Here is a 17,811-nt window from a genome sequence, read left to right as displayed (position 1 = left end):
GCTTCTGCGCTTTGCGCAGAACGATGGGCTCCCGGCGGAAATCGTGGCTGTGTCGCAGTCGCGTCAGTGGAGCCGACATCGCACAGCGCTGCAGGCGCTACGAATCGGTATTCGAGAACTGAACCAGGAAGAGGGCAGAAGTGGTGAAGCCGGCTAAGTCCAGAGTGCGCACCGGTTGGAGGTCGCCGTATCTCTGGGCGTTCTTCGTAGGAGTGATCGTCAGCGGGATCAGCAGTTCGGTAGGGAATCCGGTGCTTGCGACGATCTCCGGGGTGGCGGCAACCGCTGCGTTCTTCTTCTGGGTGCAGAGACAACCTTGGCGACGGCCGTGAGGCCGACCGCGCGGGAGTGCTGAACACCCTGGGCGGTCGCCCTGCCGTCGCGTCAGCGACGTCGGAACAGCTCGCCGAGGTGCCACGGGCCGGGCGCGAGCCGCACGGCGGCCTCGGCACGCACCCGCTCCTCGAGCGCACGGTTGCGGGTCACGTCGTGGATCTCCTGCTCCGCGCGCCAGCGGAACCGCAACCGGCCGAGGAACCCGAGCGGTGCAGCGGCTGCGGTCGTCGGGACGGACTCGGTCTCGCTCATGCGTCCTCCGGTTCCGGGACGGCCACGGCCGTTGTGGCGACGAGGTTCGCGAGCAGCTGCAGGCGTTCCTCGGACGGTGAGCCCGGCTCGGTGCCGTAGGCGATGAGCGTCAGACCGGTGTCGGTCGCGAGCTCCATCGTCTCGTACGTCAGGTCGAGGTCGCCGACCTCGGGGTGGTGCACCCGCTTCGAGCCGTTCAGGTGCCGCATGACGCCGTGCGCTGCCCAGCGCTGCCGGAACTCCTCGCTGCGGGTGGAGAGCTCGCCGATCAGGTCGGTCAGTCCCTTGTCGTACGGTGACCGGGCGGCCTCGGCACGGAGCACGGCCACCATGTCGCTCGCGACGACGTCCCAGTCGCGCCAGAACTCTTGACCGCGTGGGTCGAGGAACGCGAAGCGGGCGGTGTTCGGGGTGCCGGCGGGGTCGAGGAACAGCGGCGAGTACAACGCACGTGCCAGGGCGTTGCCGGCCAGGAAGTCCGAGCGGCCGTTGCGCACCCACGCGGGCATGGTCATGCCGTCGAGCATGCGCTGCACGTTCGGTCGGACCTTCGACGTCGGGGGCTTCCGCCGCGTGGTCGCCGAGGCGTTCTGCACGCGGGCCAGGTCGAACAGGTGCGCGTGCTCGGCGTCGTCGAGGCGCAACGCGCGCGACAGTGACTCGAGCACGCTCTCCGAGACGCCGGTGAGGTTCCCGCGCTCGAGGCGGATGTAGTAGTCGACGCTCATGCCGGCGATGAGCGCGAGCTCCTCGCGGCGGAGACCCTTGACCCGTCGGGCGCCACCGAAGTCGGGCAGCCCGACCTGCTGCGGCGTGACGCGCTCGCGGCGGGTGCGGAGGAAGTCGCGCACTTCGCTCTTGGTGTCCATGCGTCCACGGTAGGACGGTGCCGGACGGGGAAGAAGGGGTTGCTGGTACCCGTCAGGGTCAGGGGCACCGGCCTAGCGTCGTGGGCATGGACACACTCACCCTCAACAACGGACTCGAGATCCCCGCGATCGGCTTCGGCGTGTTCCAGAGCGCACCCGACGAGACCGTGGACGCGGTCCGCACGGCACTGGAGACCGGGTACCGCCACATCGACACCGCCGCCGCGTACGGCAACGAACGCGAGGTCGGCGAGGGCATCCGCGCCTCCGGCGTCGACCGCGACGAGATCGTGGTCGAGACGAAGATCTGGGTCTCCGACTACGGCTACGACGAGACCCTGCACGCGTTCGAGAAGGCCACCGGCAAGCTCGGGTTCGACCGCGTCGACGTGCTGATCCTGCACCAGCCCGCGCCGGACCGCTTCGAACGGACGGTGCAGGCGTACAAGGCGCTCGAGACGCTGTACGCCGACGGTCGGGTCGGAGCGATCGGCGTGAGCAACTTCATGCCGCACCACCTGCAGTCGCTGCTCGACGCGACCGACGTCATCCCGGCGCTCAACCAGGTCGAGCTGCACCCGTACTTCACGCAGCCGGACGTGCAGCGCGCCGACGCGGAGCACGGGGTCCTCGACCAGGCGTGGTCCCCCATCGGCGGGATCACCTTCTACCCGGGCTGGGGTGACGAGCGGGTCAGCGTGATGGACGACCCGACGATCCGGACCATCGCCCAGACGCACGGCAAGACGCCGGCTCAGGTGATGCTCCGCTGGCACGTGCAGCAGGGGCGGAACGCGATCCCGAAGTCGACGAACCCCGGACGGATCGCGGAGAACTTCGACGTCTTCGACTTCGTGCTGTCCGACGACGACCTCAGGGCCCTGGACGCGCTCGACACGGGCCGCCGGAACGGCCCGGACCCCGACGGTGCGGACACGAGCCGCTTCGAGCGGGTGATCCCGGAGGCCTGACGCGACCAGGAGACGGCCAGGAGGCCCGTGGCGGCGCCGCCACGGGCCTCCTGGCCGTCACGGGGTCGGCTCTCAGGCGAGCGGGTCGCCGTCCGGCGGCTCGTCCGTCCTCGTCGGGGCGCCCGGCACGGCGCGCTCCGGCAACCAGATGACGAAGGTCGACCCGTCGGAGCCGCGACTCTCGAGGCGGAGGCGGCCCTCGTGGCTCTCCACGATCTGGCGCGCGATCGACAGCCCGAGGCCGCTGCCGGTGGAGGCGTCCGAGGACTCCCGGTAGAAGCGGTCGAACACCCGTGGCCGGGCATCGTCGGCGATGCCGGGGCCCTCGTCATGCACCGCGAGCCACGCCCACCCACGGACGCTCCCGACGCCGATCGTCACGGTGGAGCCGACGGGTGCGAGCCGGACGGCGTTCGAGAGCAGGTTGCCGAGTGCGCGCGACAGGGCGTCGGGATCGGCGAACACCACCGGGCCACCGTGGATCCGCTCGCGGATCGTGAGGTCGCGGCGGCTCGCCAGGATCCCGTACTCCGCAGCAGCGGACGCGGCCAGCCGCGCGACGTCGACGTCGCGGTCGGTGAAGGCCTCGGACCGGGTGCGGGCGGTCGCGAGCAGGTCCTCGAGCAGGCGGCTCATCCGCCGGGTGGACTGCAGCACGACGTCGGCTGACGCCTGCCGTTCGGCCGGGGTGGCGGCGTCGTCGGCGAGGACGGCCTCGACGTTCGACTGCACGACGGCGACGGGGTTCCGCAGTTCGTGGGAGACGTCCTCGACGAGCATCCGTTCGGCCCGGAACGCGCGGTCGAGCCGGTCGAGCATCCCGTCGATGGTGTCGGCGAGGGTGTGCAGCTCGTCGGGAGGTCCTGACGCGTCGATGCGGCGTGACAGGTCGGTCGCGGTGATCTCCTGCGTCGCCCGGGTGATCGCACCGACGGGGCGGAGCGCGCGGCCGGCGACCCACCAGCCGATCGCCAGGCTCAGGACGAACATCACGACGAGGGCGATGATCGAGTACTGCTGCAGCGACTGCAGGGACGTGTAGTTGACGGCGCGCTGCACCGTCTCGAGGTCGGCGACCTGGAACTGCTCGCCGGGCTTGTAGACGATCGTGCCGTCGGCGGCCTTGTAGAACTTCTTCACCGTGACGGGGTTGAGGGGCTCGGCGCTGACCGTGCTCGACAGGGCGACGTAGACGGCGGCGAGGGCGAGTGCGGTGATCCCGAACAGGACGGCGCTGTACGTCAGGGTCAGGCGCATCCGGATCGTGCGTGCCCAGGCCGGCAGGCGGAGGAACCGGCGGTGGCCGACCTCGCGCCTGGCGCGGTCGAGCGCGCTCACGACGCAGCGCCGGCAGCGCCGGCCGCGCCGACCGCCCGTACCGGCGCGGCTGGCGCTCCGAGCGTCGACGAGTCCCCGGTGCCGTCCTCGGTGAGTTCCCGGAGCCGGTACCCGCGGCCGACGACGGTCTCGATCGCCGGCTCTTCGTCTGCGACGCTGAGCTTCCGGCGGAGCGTGCCCACCGTGACCCGGACGGTCTGCGTGAACGGGTCGGCGTTCTCGTCCCACACGTGCTCGAGCAGTTCCTCTGCCGACACCACGTAGCCGACACGGCCGAGCAGGTACCGGAGCACCCCGAACTCCTTCAGGGTCAGCGCGAGTTCGCGGTCGCCACGGCGCGCGAGCTGCCGCGCGGTGTCGACGACGATCGGGCCGTCGACGAGCACGGAGGACGCGGCCTCGCCCGAGCGCCGGGTGAGTGCGCGCATCCGGGCGGTGAGCTCGACGAGCGCGAACGGTTTCACAAGGTAGTCGTCGGCACCGAGGTCGAGCCCGCGGACCCGATCGCGCAGCTGGCCGCGGGCGGTGAGCATGAGGATCCGTGGGCCGGGGCCACCGGACCCACCGGACCCACCGGGTTCGCCGGTCGACCGGAGCTCGCCGGCGAGCTCGAAGCCGTCCCCGTCCGGCAGGTTCACGTCGAGCAGGACGATGTCGTAGTGCGTGACGGCGAGCTTCGCGCGGGCGTCCCCGAGCGTGCCGGCGGCGTCGACCGCGTACCCCTCACGCTGCAGGGCGACGCGCAACGCGGTCACCAGACCGGCTTCGTCCTCCACCATCAGCACGCGCATGCCTCACGGTAACCAGGGCGGCTGGGCGACTGACAGGTACTGTCCGTTCCCCCTTTTCGGTCCGGTTTCGATCCGGCTTCCCGTCGTTTTCGCCCCTGGCGACTGGAGTGGGACGCACCCGAACGACAGGAGGACACCATGACCGAAGCCGCCCACGCCGACCCGTTCACGATGCCGTCCGCGTCAGCCGTCCTCGAACGCGCACTGTTCGAGGTCAAGCACGTGGTCGTCGGCCAGGACGCCATGGTCGAACGGATGATGATCGGGCTGCTCGCCCGGGGCCACGTGCTGCTCGAGGGCGTCCCCGGCGTCGCGAAGACCCTCGCGGTGCGCACCCTGGCCACCGTCGTCGGCGGGGACTTCGTCCGCCTGCAGTTCACCCCCGACCTGATGCCGTCCGACATCGTCGGCACGCGGGTCTGGCGGCCGTCCACCGAGACCTTCGACGTCGAACCCGGACCGGTGTTCGCCAACCTCGTGCTCGCGGACGAGATCAACCGCGCTCCCGCCAAGGTGCAGTCGGCGCTGCTCGAGGCGATGGCCGAGCAGCAGGTCTCGATCGGTGGGCAGACCCACCGGCTCCCCGACCCCTTCATCGTGCTCGCCACCCAGAACCCGATCGAGAACGACGGCGTGTACGCGCTCCCCGAAGCGCAGCGCGACCGCTTCCTGCTCAAGGTCGACGTCGACCATGCCCACGAGCTCGGGGAGCTGACCATCGTGCAGCGGATGAGCGCCGACCGGCCACGCGCGCAGCAGATCCTGACGGTGCCCGACATCGTCCGGCTGCAGGCCGAAGCCGAGCAGGTCTTCGTGCACCACGCGGTCGCCATGTACGCCGTGCAGCTCGTGATGGCGACCCGCCACCCGCACCGGTACGGCGTGCACACCCTCGACGGAGTGCTCGAGTACGGCGTCAGTGCCCGCGGGTCGCTCGGCCTGGTCGCCGCGGCCCGTGCGCTCGCGCTCCTCCGGGGCCGCGACTACGTGCTGCCCGGTGACATCGCGGACGTCGCCTCCGACGTGCTCGCGCACCGCCTCGTGCTCACCTTCGACGCCGTCGCCGACGGCGTCGACCCCAGGACCGCTGTGGAGGCCGTGCTCGCGGCCGTCCCGCAGCCTCGGATCGCGTCGTCCGAGGACCCGAGCGCGGTCGCGGCGGGCGGTGACACGCAGTACCCCCCAGCTGCGCAGTCCCCCGCCGCGGCCGCTTCCACCCCGTACGAGGCGACCCCGTGAGCGACGACGCACGGCTCCGCCGCCTCGAGCTCACCGTCCGGCGCCGCGTCGACGGCACGGTGCACGGCGACCACCAGGGCCTGTCCCTCGGCACGGGCAGCGACCCCGAGGAACTCGTGCGCTACCAGCCCGGGCACGACGTCCGCCGGATCGACTGGAACGCCACGGCTCGCGCCGGCGAACCGTACGTCTGGCTCACCCGCGCTGAGCACGCGCTCGAGACGTGGGTGCTGGTCGACCGTTCGCCGAGCATGGCCTTCGGCACCACCGACCGTGAGAAGGCCGACGTCGCCACCTGGACGGCGGCGGCGATCGGCCTGCTCACCACCGGCGCGGGTGACCGGGTGGGACTCGGCGTCGTCGGCACCGAGGGGATCCGCTGGACCCCTCCGCGCGCCGGTCGCACCACCGCCCGCCGCGTGCTCCGTGCCGATCCAGGCCCCCGCGACGGCGTCCCGACGACCGACCTGTCCGCAGCGCTCCGCGTGTTCGCCGCCCAGGCGCCCCGCCGCGGTCTGCGGGTCGTCATCAGTGACCTGCTCGACCAGCCGGCGACCGACAGCGCGCGGCTGCCGTGGGAGCCCGCCCTGCGTCGGCTGTCGGCACGCCACGAGGTCATCGTCGTCGAGGTGCTCGACCCCCGCGAACTCGACCTGCCCGACGTCGGCGACGTCGTCTTCGTCGACCCGGAGTCCGGCGCCCAGCGCGTCGTCGCCACCTCGGACCGGGCACTCCGCACCGCTTACGCCGCCGGAGCAGCCGCCCACCGCGCGGCCACCGCCACCGCCGTCCGCGCCGCCGGGGCCGACCACCTGGTCCTGCGCACCGACGATGACCTCGGCCGCGAACTCACCCGCTTCATCCACCGCCGGCACCGCACGCCCGCCCGATCGGCACGGAGGACCCGATGACCTTCCTCACACCCTGGTTCCTGCTCGCCCTGGTGCCGGTGGCGGCGCTCGCCGTCGCGTACCTGCTCGTCCAGCGCCGACGCCGGCGGTACGCCGTGCGCTTCGCGACCCTGCCGATGCTCGACAAGCTCGTCCCGAAGCAGCCCCGGTGGCGTCGGCACCTGCCCGCGGCGCTCGTCCTGGTCGGCCTGACCGCCCTCGGCTTCGCCGGTGCGCGCCCCGAGATCGACGTCCGGGTGCCGTACGAGCGTGCCACGGTCATCGTCGCGATCGACACGTCCGGCTCGATGCAGGCCGACGACGTCGACCCGAACCGGCTCGAGGCCGCCAAGTCCGCCGCCGAGTCCTTCGTCGCCGAGATGCCGGAGACGTTCAACGTCGGGGCGATCGCCTTCGCCGGCGGCGCGGACGTCCTGGCTCCGGCCACCCGCGACCACGAAGCGGTCCGGGAGGCCATCGCCGGCATGGACGACGGCGGCGGTGGGACGGCGATCGGCGAGGCCGTCTTCGAGGCGGTCGGCGAGGTCGACCGCCTCAGTGACGAGGGTGCCACCGGCTCGGCGTCGCCGTCCCCGACCCCCGGCGGGTCCGGGGAACCGGAGCGCATCCCGGCGCGACTCGTGCTGCTCTCCGACGGCGCGAACACCACCGGGCGCGAACCCGCCGCGGCCGCCGAAGCAGCTCGCGAAGCCGGCATGCCCGTCTCCACCATCGCCTACGGCACCGATTCCGGGGTCGCGAACCTCTGGGGGACGCAGCAGGCCGTCCCCGTCGACGAGACCTCCCTCCGCCAGCTCGCGGACGAGACCGACGGACGGTTCTACCGGGCGTCCAGCACCGACGAACTCCGCGAGGTCTACCAGGACATCGGCTCGTCGATCGGTTGGCACGAGGAACCCGTCGAGATCACGCCGTGGCTCGCCCTGCTCGGCATGCTCCTCGCCCTCACCGCCGGCGCGCTCTCCCTCCGCTGGTTCGCCCGCATCGTCTGAACACGAGGACACGACCATGAGTGACACCCCTCCCGGCATCGGCCGGCCCGCAGGTCCACAGCACTGGTCCACCGGCGCACCGCCCGAGCGATCTGCGCGACCAGACGGCGGACGGGAGGCCCGGGACCAGCTCGCAACGGGCCTCCCGTCCGTCCCCACGCCCGTCCAGGGCCCCCCACCGGACCCGGCCACCCGCCGGTCCGAGTTCGACGAGCCGGCACCGCGCCGCGAGCGGCGGGGCGGCGGCCGGACCGCGACCGTCCTCGTCGCCGCGCTCGTCCTCGGCGGCACCGCGGGGGTCACCGGCGCCCTGCTCGTCACCCCGGACTCCCCGGTCAGCGCCCCGGTGGCCGGTCGGCAGCAGTCCGGTACGTCCGGCTCGTCGGGGACGTCCGGCTCGTCCGGCGGTACTGCGACCGACGCCGAGGACGCCGCCCAGCGGATGCTGCAGAGCGTCGTGCAGGTCCGCACGACCGGCGGGAGCGGCTCCGGCTTCGTCATCGACGACGCCGGACACGTCATGACGAACCACCACGTCGTCGACGGATCGTCGGCCGTCCGGCTCGTACTGCCCGACGGCACCAGCACCGACGGCCGGGTCGTCGGCAGCGACGAGGACAGCGACATCGCGGTCATCGAGGCGACCGGCCTGACCGTGCCCGCAGCCGACCTCGGACGCAGCGCCGACCTGCGGATCGGCGAGTCCGTCATCGCGGTCGGGTCCCCGCTCGGCCTGAACGGCACCGTCACCTCGGGCATCATCAGCGCCCTCGAACGGACCTCGCAGCGATCGGCGCAGCCGCTCGTGCAGACCGACGCGTCGATCAACCCCGGCAACTCCGGCGGGCCGCTCGTCGGGCTCGACGGCCGCGTCGTGGGGGTGAACACGTCGATCGCGACACTCGGCTACTCCTCCGGCAACATCGGCATCGGCTTCGCGGTGCCCATCGACGACGCCGCACGGATCGCGGACGACATCATCCGGGGCTGACGCTCCGCGGGGCACCGCTCATCCGGGGCTGACCGCGCTGCGCGCACGTTCCGCGATCTGCTCCGTCGCCGCCCACGATGCGAGCAGGCGGAGCGCATCGGCGGTCGGGCTGCCCGGGGTCGCCGGGTAGATCGTGAGCGCGAGCCCGGGGTCCTCGGCGAGTTCGAGCGTCTGGAAGTGCAGCTCGAGCGGACCGACGACAGCGTGCCGGAAGGATTTCACGCCGGCGTAGTGGCGGCGGACGTCGTGCGCCGCCCACAGGGCGCGGAAGTCGTCGCTCCGCATCGACAGCTCGCCGATGAGTGCTGCGAGGTCGCGGTCGTTCGGTGTACGGCCGGCCTCGCGCCGCAGGATCGCGACGTTCGTGTGCGCCGCCCGCTGCCAGTCCTGGTAGAAGTTCCGGGCCTGCGGGTCGAGGAAGATGAAGCGCGAGAAGTTCATCGGCCGGGCCGGTGCCGCCACCAGGTCGGAGTGCATCGCGTAGCCGAGCGCGTTCGCGGCGACGATGTCCTGCCGGTTGTTGATGATCATCGCCGGCGCATCGGTGATGACGTCGAGCAGGTACTGCAGCTCCGGGCGGACTGCGGCCACCGGCACCACCTTGCCCGCGCGCCGCGGTGTCGCGTTCTGGTGCCGGGACAGGTCGCGCAGGTGCTCGAGCTCGGCGGCGTCGAGCTGCAGTGCACCGGCGACGGCCTCGAGCACGCTGTCCGAGACGCCCTGCAGGTTCCCCCGCTCCAGCCGCGTGTAGTAGTCGATGCTGACGCCGGCCAGCCGTGCGACCTCTTCGCGCCGGAGCCCGGTGACCCGACGGCGGGTGCCGAACGTCTCCACCCCGGCTTGCTCGGGGGTGATGCGGGCGCGACGGCTGGACAGGAAGTCGCGGGCTTCGTCGCGGTGGTTCATGCCGTCACGGTAACCGGCTGGACAGCGTGCGAGCGAGGGGCTGCCGGAACCCCTGTGGGGTCGTCACGACCGCGTGAGCGGGACCGAGACGATGCGATCGTCCCCCGCTGCGGGGTCACCACGGCCGTCGGTGTTGTTCGTGACGAACCAGAGGGTGTCCGCCGGCCCCTCGAGCACGGTTCGGATCCGGCCGAAGTCGCCCGGGAAGTACTCGGTCGACGTCCCCGGGTCGTCCGCCGGGATCGCCCGGAGCACCTCGCCGCGCAGGTTGGCCACGAACACGGTGTCGTCGACGACCGTCAGGCCGCTCGGGGACGCCTCGTCCGTCGACCACTGCTGCACCGGGTCGACGAAGCCCTGGTCCTCGCCGCCCTCACCCTCGACCTCGGGCCAGCCGTAGTTCTCGCCCGCCTCGATCACGTTCAGCTCGTCGAGGGTGTTCTCGCCGAACTCCGACGCGAACATCGTGCCGTCCGATGACCATCCCAACCCCTGCACGTTGCGGTGCCCGAGGCTCCAGACGGGTGACCCGTCGAACGGGTTGTCGTCCGGTACGTCGCCGTCCGGGGTGAGCCGCAGGATCTTGCCCGCGAGCGAGTCCTCGTCCTGCGCGTCACTGCTCGTGCCGGCGTCCCCGACGCTGGCGTAGAGCATGTCGTCGGGGCCGAACGCGATGCGGCCGCCGTCGTGGAACGTGTTCGACGGCAGCCCGTCGATGATCGTCGTGGCGTCACCGAGCGCCCACGACCCGGCGCTGCCCGTCAGTTCGAACCGCTGGATCCGGTTGCCGTCGTCGGCCGTCGAGTACACGAACAGGTCGTCGTCGTGCAGGGCCAGCCCGAGCAGGCCGCCCTCGCCGCCGTGGCTGACGCCGTCGACGGTGCCGACCTCGCGCGTCGTGCCGTCGTCCTGCAGCTCGAGGACCTTCGCGGAGTCGCGTTCGCTGACCAGGGCGTCGCCGTCGTCGCCGGTGCGGACGACCGACCACGGTGCTTCGAGTCCGGTGACCACGTCGCTGGTGTCGCCGTCGAGCGCGACCTGCCCGGTGGGCAGGTCGGCGGGGGCGGTGGCGCGGGCGCTCGCCGACGAGCCGCGGTCGTCGTCCGGTGCGGCATCGGCGCAGCCGCTCAGGGCGAGGGCGGCCACGGCGGCGATGCCCGCAGCGGACCAGCCGCGTCGGGTGCGGGTCGGGCTCGGCTGCTGGGTCGGGTGTTCGCTGCTGTCCACGGTGGTCCTCCCGGATCGTGCGTCGATCACACACGTCGTGTTCGGGAAACGGCTGAGGGGTACGGCCGGCACCTCCCTCCGGTGCGCACATCGGCCTACCGTCGGGGCCATGGAGATCCAACCGAAGCAGCCGACCGTCAAGAACCCGGCCGCGCAGTTCACCGGCGACGTGTACCTCGACGCCATCGCCAGCCCGAAGGAAGCCGGCCAGTCGATGACCGTCGCGAAGGTCCGGTTCCTGCCCGGCGCCCGCACCGCCTGGCACTCGCACGCCAACGGCCAGACCCTGCACGTCACCGAGGGCGTCGCGCGCATGGGCACCCGCGACGGCGGCGTGATCGAGGTCCAGCCGGGCCAGATCGTCTACACGCCTGCGGGTGAGGAGCACTGGCACGGTGCGACCCCGACGGACTACATGGAGCACCTCGCGATGCTCGACCTCGCCGACGACCCGGCGACCACCACCACCTGGCTCGAGCACGTCACCGACGAGGAGTACTCCGCATGACCACCATCGCCATCATCGGGGCCGGCAAGGGCCTCGGTCTCGCCGTCGCCGAGCGCTTCGGCCGCGAGGGCTTCTCGATCGCCCTCGTCTCCCGCAACCAGGACCGCCTGGACGGCCTCGCCGCGTCGCTGCGCGAGCAGGGCATCACGGCCGCCGGGTTCGCCGCGAACGTCCGTGACGGCGATTCGCTCCGCAGCGCCCTCGAGCGTGCGACCGAGCAGCTCGGCCCCATCGAGGTGCTGCAGTACAGCCCGCTCCCCGCCAAGGAGTACATGCGTCCGGTGCTCGAGACCACCGCCGACGACCTGGTCGGCCCGATCGAGTTCTCGGTCTACGGCTCGGTCAACGCGGTCCGCCAGGTGCTGCCCGGCATGCGCGCGATCGGCCACGGCACGATCCTGTACGTGAACGGCGGCAGTGCGGTGCGTCCCGGCGCCCGGGTCACCGGCACCTCGGTCGCCTTCGCTGCCGAGAGCGCCTACGCCCAGCTCCTGCACGACGCCGTGCGCGACGAGCAGGTCCACGTCGGTCAGCTCATCATCCCGTTCGGCATCGACGACGGGCAGCCGGAGCACTCCGGCGAGTCCATCGCGGATCGTCTGTGGGCCATCCACTCGGAGCGCGGCGAGTTCCGCACGTACGCGGAGGCGCTGCCCGACCCCGCTTGAGCGCGGTTCGCGCCGCGTCGCTCGCCGCTCGCGCCGCGTCGCTCGCCGCTTCGTGAGCAGGAATGGTCGGGTCCGCGACGGCCACCCGACCATTTCTGCTCACCATGTGGCGGATGTCCGGAGTGGCGGACGGGAGGCCCGTGGCGACGCCGCCACGGGCCTCCCGTCCGCCCTGGGGTCACGTCGAGAGCACCGCGACGGCACGCGCGGCGCGTGCGGCGACCACCGCGGCCGTCGGGGCCGGAGCCAGGCCGAGCAGGCGCTCGCGGTGGAGCTCCCCCAGCAGCAGGGTGAAGAGCTCGGCGGCGGTCTCCGGCGTGGCTCCGGCGCGGACCAGGGCCTGCTGCGCGGCGAGCGGCCCGGCCTCGTGGAACTCGCGCGCGAGCTCGGGTGACCGCGTCGACTCCGCGATGACGAGCCGGTGCAGGGCGACAGCACGGTCCGAGAACAACGCGCTGCCGATCGCTGTAGCCGTGGACACGAGGTCCGCCGTGGGCTGGTCGGCGTACGGGTGCTGCCGCCGGACGACCGCTCGGAGGATCGCGGGCTTGTCGCCGAACGCCGTGTAGAGCGTGCGCTTGGTGACCCCGGCCTCGGCGGCGATGCGGTCGAGCGCGACCCCCGCGAACCCGTGCTCGAGGAACAGTGCGGTCGCGACGTCGAGGATCCGCTCGTCACGGGCGGTCCGCTCGTCGGCGGTCGGACGTCCACGCTTGTTCACAGACCCATCCTAGCGGTAATGATACGCTCCCGTTTCATTACCGAGGAGGGTTCATGACCGATGTGGTCTGTCACGTGGCGATCGCCGACGACTGGGAGATGAGCCGCGGGTTCGGCGAGTACGAGGTGTCCACCCGTGGTGTGCCGCTCGAGCCCGGCGGGTACGTCCGTGCCACCACGCCCGACCGGGTGTCCGAGGTCGTCACCGAGCGGTACGGCGACCTCGCGCTGCCCCTGCTCCGGATCGACCTGAGCGTCGAGGGGCTCGCAGCTGCGGGGGTGCCGGTCGAGTGGGTCGACGGTCTCCCCCGGGTGCGCGGTCCGATCCCGATGGACGACGAGGTCGTACTGGCCGAGGTGCCCATCCCGAACGTGTGACCACTTCGTGAGCAGAAATGGTCGAGTCCGCCAACGGCCACCCGACCATTTCTGCTCACGAAGTACCGCGCCCTAGGCTGGAAGCGATGTCCAGCGTCCTCCTCACCGTGCACGTCGTGGCGGCGCTGCTCACCCTCGGGCCCGTCGCGGTCGCCGGGAGCATGTTCCCGAAGCCGGCCCGCGCGCTCGTCGTCGATCCGGGCGACCAGGGGGCCCGAGCGGTCGCCAGGGTCCTGCACCGGATCTGCCACGTGTACTCGATCATCTCGCTCGCGGTTCCGACCTTCGGCACGGCCCTGGCGTTCGAGGTCGGGGCACTCGACGAGGCGTGGCTGCTCGTCTCGATCGGTCTGACCGCGGTGGCTGCGGGGATCCTCGCGCTCGGGGTCCTACCGGAACAGCGCGAGGTCCTGCGCGGGAACGGGACCGAGCGCTCGCCGCGGAAGCTCGCTGCCCTGGTCGGCCTGTTCAACCTGGTGTGGGTCGTCGTCGCCGTGCTCATGGTGGTGCAGCCCGGCGCCTGACCAGGCTGCACCGGGACGGCGCCACGTGCAGCGCCGCCCCACACCTCAGTGCCCCACACCTCAGTGCGCCCGCCGCACCGCCACCCGGCGTCGGCCGTGCGCGGTGAGCCATGCCCCGGCCGTCACCAGGAGCGGCAACCCGATCCCGAGCACGGCCAGCATCGACCAGTCCGGCACGAACGGCATGTGGTTCGACCCGACCGCTGGCTCCGTGAACCGCAGGGTGAGTGCCCGCATCGGCAGCAGCCCCAGCAGGGTGCCGATCACCGCGCCCACCGAGGCCAGGATCGCTGCCTGCCAGGTCGACACCCGCCGGCGCAGTCGTGGTGCGGCACCGATCGCGTCGAGCACCTCGTCGTCTCGGCGCCCGTCGGACCGCGCGAGCCCGATGGCCACCGCCGTCGCACCGATCGTCACCGCCGCGGCCAGCGCGAGCACGATCGCCCGGATCAGCGCGCCGTTGTCGACCGGCCCGGCCTCGTAGGCGAACTGCGGGCCGTCCCATCGAGCGCGGTCCGCGCCGCCGAAGCTCTGCCAGGCGGAACTCAGCTCGTCCCACTGCTCGGGCGCGATGTCCCCGGGCAGTGTCGTGACGAGCATGCCGTCGACGGCGCGCACCCCGTAGTGCGCCGCGGTCGCCTTCGTCATGAAGACGCCGACCTGGATCCGCGGCGACTGCACGTCGAGCACGGCCGGGATCGACACGCTGGCGTCCGGTTTCGTCGTCGTCGTGATCGTCGGGCTCTCCCACGTGCGGTCGTGGAACGTGTCGATGCGGACCGCGCCGTCGTGGGCGTACTCCGGCCACAGTGACACCGCCTTGCCGCCCTCGAGCGCATCCCGCACGGCGGCGGACGGTCGGTGTCCGGTGAGCACCGCGTAGTCGTCGACGGTGCCCGTCCAGATGTGCGGGACGGTCGCGTCAGCGGTGTCGAGGTAGTACGAGCACGACGTGGAGTCGTAGCCGTCGCAGTCGAAGTCCGTCCACCGGTGCGGCATCGTCACGGACGACGGGGTGTCGCCCGCCCAGCCCTCGGCCACGCCGAGCACCCGGATCCGGTCGTGGTCGAGCACCCGCGCCACGACCTTCGCCGCGTGCGCCGTCAACGCCGCGTCGTGCCCGCTGGCGGCACCGTCCTCGCTGGACAGCTGCACCTCGGACGTCGCGACCCCGACCGCCGTCGTGTACTCGTACCCGCGGACGTACTGCGCGTGGCTCGACGCACTCCACGTGATCACGACCGACGCGACGAACACGACGCTCATCACACTGGCGAGCACCGGCACCGTCCGGACCGGGTTGCGCCGGGCATCGCGGGCGGCCAACCGAGCCGACAGGCCCAGGCGTGCGGACATCCGGGACACCAGGGCCAGGAGCCACGGCGAGCAGATCGCGATGCCGAGCTGCATCAGGCACGGCCCGAGCGCGACCCCGGCACCGGCCACCCAGGCCCAGTGGTCGTCCTGCACCCGGCGGTCGTTGAGCATGAGCACCCCGGCGCCGCAGGCCAGCGTCATCACGGCACCGGCGATGATGAGCACCGGCCCCCAGATGCGTCGCCGACGACGAGCAGGACGGTCGACGGGCGCGGGTCGGAGTGAACCCCGCAGCGCCGCGAGCACGTTGATGCGGGTGGCGGCCCGAGCGGCGGCGAGTGCGGAGACCAGCCCGGCCAGGACGCCGGCGGCCGCGACCACCAGCAGCAGGAGCGGGGGCACGTGTAGGCCGGGGAACGACACGACGTCGCCGTTGTCGATCAGGCGGAACACCGCGACGCCGATCCCGGTGCCCACCGCGACGCCGAGGACGGCGCCGATGGACCCGAGCACGAGGCCGGACCCGGCGACGATCGTCCGGACGAACCGCTTGTCCCCGCCGACACTCGTGACAATCGCGTACGAACGGGTGTCCGCCCGGGTGCCGACCAGGAACGCGGCCCCGGCGAGCAGCGCGACCTCGAACATCGCGAAGACCCCAAGCAGCGCCATCGCACCGAGGTACCAGCCGAGCGACGAGCTCATCTGGCCGGCGGGCAGGCGGGTGTCCGGCGGGTCGAGCACGACCGGGCGGGACTGCACGACGATGCCGTGCGCGTTGAGCTGGCGGATCTCCGACCAGGTGGGGGCGTCCGACGGCAGGTAGACGGTGACGTCGGTGAGACCCGCGTCGTCGGTGGTGTCGGTCGTCGACAGGGTCGTCCCCCACGGCAGGAACACGCCCTGCTCGGTGGGCGCCGAACCGAGGTCGCGCATCGTCCCGGTGATCGTGAACCGCTTCGTGACGGGATCGGTGATGTCGATGGTGTCACCGATGTGTGCCCCGAGGCGGTCGAGGGTCGCCGGCGTGACCATGAGTTGGTTGCGCGCGGTCGGCGCCGACCCGTCGAGGACACGCCAGTGGCCCTCGAGCGACGGGTCCCAGACGCTGCCCTCCACCGCGGCCAGGCCGACAGGTCCCTTGGGTCCCTGCACCACGACGGGCGTGCCGCCGACCGGGATCGACAGCGCACCGTCCGGCACGTGGGCGAGCACGTTCGCGAACGGCGGGTCCTCGTCGGCCTCCGTGACCGGGCTGTTCTGCTTCGCATCGGTGAACTGCCACTGCACCGGGTCCTGCCGCATGCCGGGCAGGTCCGGGCCGGAGACCCGCATCTGCGCGGCTGCCTTGCCGAGGTCGTAGTCCAGCGACTCCGCGGTGGTGGGCTGCGTCGACTGCACGACGACCGCCACCGCGGCGAACCCGGCGGTGGGGATGCCGATGAGCGCGATGATCAGCGCCGCCCGACCGGCCTTCGCGAAGGCCAGTCGACGCCCCAGACGGAGCGCCGGTCGGAGGGCGAACGGTGTCCGGCCGGTGCCCGGACGCCGACGCCGGCTCACGACGCGGTCCGGTCCGACAGGGCGAGCTCCACGCCCGAGTACACGGTCTCGTCGACCACGCGACCGTCGCGCAGGAAGACGATCCGGTCTGCCCAGGCAGCGTGCCGGGCGTCGTGGGTGACGAGCAGCGCGCCGGCTCCGGCGTCGACGTGCCGTCGGAGCATGCGGAGCACGACCTCGCCGGTCTGCGAGTCGAGGGCGCCGGTCGGTTCGTCCGCCAGCACGAGCCGACGTTCGCCGACCACGCCCCGGGCGATCGCGACGCGCTGCTGCTGCCCGCCGGACAGGTCGTCCGGGTAGGCGTCGCCGCGGTGTGCGAGTTCGACGTTGTCGAGTGCCAGCTCCGCGGCGCGGCGGGCCTGCGAGGCCTTCCATCCGTCGAGCTCGAGCGGCAGCGCCACGTTCTCGACCGCGGTGAGCGATGGGATCAGGTTGAAGTCCTGGAACACGAACCCGATGAGGCGACGGCGGAGGGCCGCGAGTTCCTTGGCGGGCCGGTCGGACACGAACTCGCCGTCGATCAGCACTTCGCCGCTCGTCGGCGGCAGCAGGGTGCCGGCGCAGGCGAGCAGCGTCGACTTGCCGGAACCCGAGGTCCCCATGACGGCGACCATCTCGCCGCGCTGGACGGCCAGGTCGATGCCGGCCAGCGCCGTGACGGCCTTCGCGCCGGAGCCGTAGTGCACGCTGACGGCGTCGAGCTGCAGGAGCGGTGCGGCGCTCACCGTGCACTCCGCGCGGTGTCGGCAGCGGTCGGGGACGAGGAGCCAGCGTCGGCCGCCGGGTGGTCGTCCGGCCGGTACCGCGCCACGGTCGACTCCACGTGGTCGAGCCACCGCACCTCGGCCTCGGCCTGGAACACCATCGACTCGAGCACGAGCGACCACGCCAGGTCCGTCGCGGGATCGGTCGTGCGCTTGAGCCGGGTCAGGTCCTGCAGGTTCCGGATCGCGGCACCGCGCTGCACCTGCACCAGACGCGCGACGTCGACGCCGGGCACCGTCACGGCGAGCGCGAACTTGATCGCGAGTTCGTCACGACCACGCTTGGCGGGTACCGGCTCGCTGAACCAACGCGCCACTTCCCCGCGACCCGCGTCGGTCACCGTGTAGACGACGTGGCCGTCGTCGTCGGTGTCGCCGCGGGCCACGAGGCCGTCGCGTTCCAGGCGGTCGAGTGTCGTGTAGACCTGGCCGATGTTCAGCGGCCAGCTCCCGCCGGTGCGGTGCTCGAACTCCCCCCGGAGCTGGTACCCGTACCCGGGTCCCCCCACCAGCAGCGCGAGTACGCCCATCCGTACGCTCATGACA

18 protein-coding genes and 1 pseudogene are annotated in these 17,811 nt (G+C 72.2%); 9 read left to right on the top strand and 10 right to left on the bottom strand.

The features are described 5' to 3' along the window. Positions 1 to 384: 384 nt before the first annotated feature. On the bottom strand, positions 385 to 588 hold the full coding sequence (locus tag GVL05_RS07050; protein WP_159572501.1) for a hypothetical protein: 204 nt from the start codon (positions 586 to 588) through the stop codon (positions 385 to 387). Further along, a complete protein-coding gene (locus GVL05_RS07045) occupies positions 585 to 1,457 on the bottom strand; it encodes a helix-turn-helix transcriptional regulator (RefSeq protein ID WP_159572499.1) in 873 nt (290 codons plus the stop codon). The genes GVL05_RS07050 and GVL05_RS07045 overlap by 4 nt, the downstream gene beginning before the upstream one ends. Positions 1,458 to 1,543: 86 nt before the next feature. Between GVL05_RS07045 and GVL05_RS07040 the strand changes: the two genes are divergently transcribed. After that, the gene (locus GVL05_RS07040; protein WP_131920877.1) at positions 1,544 to 2,428 is read left to right on the top strand and encodes an aldo/keto reductase; all 885 of its coding nucleotides are present in this window, start codon (positions 1,544 to 1,546) and stop codon (positions 2,426 to 2,428) included. A 72-nt stretch (positions 2,429 to 2,500) separates the two neighbouring features. Here GVL05_RS07040 and GVL05_RS07035 read toward each other — a convergent pair whose 3' ends face one another. Beyond that, positions 2,501 to 3,766, bottom strand: a complete 1,266-nt coding sequence (locus GVL05_RS07035; protein WP_200849173.1) for a cell wall metabolism sensor histidine kinase WalK — start codon at positions 3,764 to 3,766, stop codon at positions 2,501 to 2,503. Positions 3,767 to 3,867: 101 nt separating this feature from the next. Beyond that, positions 3,868 to 4,557, bottom strand: a pseudogene (locus GVL05_RS07030) (response regulator transcription factor); the annotation flags it as partial. Between the two features lie 138 nt (positions 4,558 to 4,695). Between GVL05_RS07030 and GVL05_RS07025 the strand changes: the two are divergent. From GVL05_RS07025 to GVL05_RS07010, 4 genes are read left to right on the top strand one after another with little or no spacing between them, the layout of a single operon-like run. Next, positions 4,696 to 5,796 carry a MoxR family ATPase gene (locus GVL05_RS07025; RefSeq protein WP_235035891.1) on the top strand — a complete coding sequence of 367 codons (1,101 nt, stop codon included), beginning with the start codon at positions 4,696 to 4,698 and terminating at the stop codon, positions 5,794 to 5,796. Next, complete coding sequence (locus GVL05_RS07020) at positions 5,793 to 6,707, top strand: DUF58 domain-containing protein (RefSeq protein WP_133938153.1); 915 nt, start codon at positions 5,793 to 5,795, stop codon at positions 6,705 to 6,707. The genes GVL05_RS07025 and GVL05_RS07020 overlap by 4 nt, the downstream gene beginning before the upstream one ends. Beyond that, positions 6,704 to 7,699 carry a VWA domain-containing protein gene (locus GVL05_RS07015; RefSeq protein ID WP_123311449.1) on the top strand — a complete coding sequence of 332 codons (996 nt, stop codon included), beginning with the start codon at positions 6,704 to 6,706 and terminating at the stop codon, positions 7,697 to 7,699. The genes GVL05_RS07020 and GVL05_RS07015 overlap by 4 nt, the downstream gene beginning before the upstream one ends. Positions 7,700 to 7,715: 16 nt before the next feature. Continuing rightward, entirely contained in the window at positions 7,716 to 8,690 is a 975-nt protein-coding gene (locus GVL05_RS07010) for a S1C family serine protease (RefSeq protein ID WP_131877841.1), read from the top strand. An 18-nt stretch (positions 8,691 to 8,708) separates the two neighbouring features. On the opposite strand, the gene GVL05_RS07005 is transcribed toward GVL05_RS07010, so the two are convergent. Both GVL05_RS07005 and GVL05_RS07000 read right to left on the bottom strand, forming a co-directional pair. Next, entirely contained in the window at positions 8,709 to 9,596 is an 888-nt protein-coding gene (locus GVL05_RS07005; RefSeq protein WP_123937069.1) for a helix-turn-helix transcriptional regulator, read from the bottom strand. Between the two features lie 63 nt (positions 9,597 to 9,659). Beyond that, the gene (locus tag GVL05_RS07000; RefSeq protein ID WP_235035890.1) at positions 9,660 to 10,823 is read right to left on the bottom strand and encodes a sorbosone dehydrogenase family protein; all 1,164 of its coding nucleotides are present in this window, start codon (positions 10,821 to 10,823) and stop codon (positions 9,660 to 9,662) included. Between the two features lie 109 nt (positions 10,824 to 10,932). Between GVL05_RS07000 and GVL05_RS06995 the strand changes: the two genes are divergently transcribed. Both GVL05_RS06995 and GVL05_RS06990 read left to right on the top strand, forming a co-directional pair. Next, on the top strand, positions 10,933 to 11,331 hold the full coding sequence (locus tag GVL05_RS06995; protein WP_159572493.1) for a cupin domain-containing protein: 399 nt from the start codon (positions 10,933 to 10,935) through the stop codon (positions 11,329 to 11,331). Continuing rightward, positions 11,328 to 11,999, top strand: a complete 672-nt coding sequence (locus tag GVL05_RS06990) for an SDR family oxidoreductase (protein WP_159572491.1) — start codon at positions 11,328 to 11,330, stop codon at positions 11,997 to 11,999. Before GVL05_RS06995 ends, GVL05_RS06990 begins: the two co-directional genes overlap by 4 nt. A 178-nt stretch (positions 12,000 to 12,177) precedes the next feature. Here GVL05_RS06990 and GVL05_RS06985 read toward each other — a convergent pair whose 3' ends face one another. Then, positions 12,178 to 12,720 carry a TetR/AcrR family transcriptional regulator gene (locus GVL05_RS06985; RefSeq protein WP_159572489.1) on the bottom strand — a complete coding sequence of 181 codons (543 nt, stop codon included), beginning with the start codon at positions 12,718 to 12,720 and terminating at the stop codon, positions 12,178 to 12,180. A 53-nt stretch (positions 12,721 to 12,773) separates the two neighbouring features. On the opposite strand from GVL05_RS06985, the gene GVL05_RS06980 reads away from it, so the two are divergent. Together GVL05_RS06980 and GVL05_RS06975 are read left to right on the top strand one after the other, a co-directional pair. Beyond that, a complete protein-coding gene (locus GVL05_RS06980; protein ID WP_131920889.1) occupies positions 12,774 to 13,097 on the top strand; it encodes a DUF952 domain-containing protein in 324 nt (107 codons plus the stop codon). 86 nt (positions 13,098 to 13,183) lie between these two features. Further along, positions 13,184 to 13,621: a hypothetical protein gene (locus GVL05_RS06975; protein ID WP_131845145.1), complete on the top strand. Its 438-nt coding sequence runs from the start codon at positions 13,184 to 13,186 to the stop codon at positions 13,619 to 13,621. A 60-nt stretch (positions 13,622 to 13,681) separates the two neighbouring features. Here the strand turns inward: GVL05_RS06975 and GVL05_RS06970 are convergent, their stop codons facing one another. From GVL05_RS06970 to GVL05_RS06960, 3 genes are read right to left on the bottom strand one after another with little or no spacing between them, the layout of a single operon-like run. Then, on the bottom strand, positions 13,682 to 16,501 hold the full coding sequence (locus GVL05_RS06970) for an FtsX-like permease family protein (RefSeq protein WP_159572487.1): 2,820 nt from the start codon (positions 16,499 to 16,501) through the stop codon (positions 13,682 to 13,684). Next, positions 16,498 to 17,226 (bottom strand): ABC transporter ATP-binding protein, encoded by a 729-nt coding sequence (locus GVL05_RS06965; protein ID WP_123292992.1) that lies wholly within the window; start codon positions 17,224 to 17,226, stop codon positions 16,498 to 16,500. The genes GVL05_RS06970 and GVL05_RS06965 overlap by 4 nt, the downstream gene beginning before the upstream one ends. Then, positions 17,223 to 17,807 (bottom strand): PadR family transcriptional regulator, encoded by a 585-nt coding sequence (locus tag GVL05_RS06960; protein ID WP_235035889.1) that lies wholly within the window; start codon positions 17,805 to 17,807, stop codon positions 17,223 to 17,225. The genes GVL05_RS06965 and GVL05_RS06960 overlap by 4 nt, the downstream gene beginning before the upstream one ends. Between the last annotated feature and the right edge of the window lie 4 nt (positions 17,808 to 17,811).

It is taken from the genome of Curtobacterium sp. 18060 (genome assembly GCF_902706105.1).
In the GTDB taxonomy this organism is placed as follows: Bacteria; Actinomycetota; Actinomycetes; order Actinomycetales; family Microbacteriaceae; genus Curtobacterium.
This window is presented reverse-complemented; position numbering and strand designations above follow the sequence as displayed.

Coding starts and splice junctions, on each gene's coding strand:
- GVL05_RS07050 (WP_159572501.1), bottom strand. CDS start 588: ATGAGCGAGACCGAGTCCGTCCCGACGACCGCAGCCGCTGCACCGCTC.
- GVL05_RS07045 (WP_159572499.1), bottom strand. CDS start 1,457: ATGGACACCAAGAGCGAAGTGCGCGACTTCCTCCGCACCCGCCGCGAG.
- GVL05_RS07040 (WP_131920877.1), top strand. CDS start 1,544: ATGGACACACTCACCCTCAACAACGGACTCGAGATCCCCGCGATCGGC.
- GVL05_RS07025 (WP_235035891.1), top strand. CDS start 4,696: ATGACCGAAGCCGCCCACGCCGACCCGTTCACGATGCCGTCCGCGTCA.
- GVL05_RS07015 (WP_123311449.1), top strand. CDS start 6,704: ATGACCTTCCTCACACCCTGGTTCCTGCTCGCCCTGGTGCCGGTGGCG.
- GVL05_RS07010 (WP_131877841.1), top strand. CDS start 7,716: ATGAGTGACACCCCTCCCGGCATCGGCCGGCCCGCAGGTCCACAGCAC.
- GVL05_RS07005 (WP_123937069.1), bottom strand. CDS start 9,596: ATGAACCACCGCGACGAAGCCCGCGACTTCCTGTCCAGCCGTCGCGCC.
- GVL05_RS06995 (WP_159572493.1), top strand. CDS start 10,933: ATGGAGATCCAACCGAAGCAGCCGACCGTCAAGAACCCGGCCGCGCAG.
- GVL05_RS06990 (WP_159572491.1), top strand. CDS start 11,328: ATGACCACCATCGCCATCATCGGGGCCGGCAAGGGCCTCGGTCTCGCC.
- GVL05_RS06980 (WP_131920889.1), top strand. CDS start 12,774: ATGACCGATGTGGTCTGTCACGTGGCGATCGCCGACGACTGGGAGATG.
- GVL05_RS06975 (WP_131845145.1), top strand. CDS start 13,184: ATGTCCAGCGTCCTCCTCACCGTGCACGTCGTGGCGGCGCTGCTCACC.
- GVL05_RS06960 (WP_235035889.1), bottom strand. CDS start 17,807: ATGAGCGTACGGATGGGCGTACTCGCGCTGCTGGTGGGGGGACCCGGG.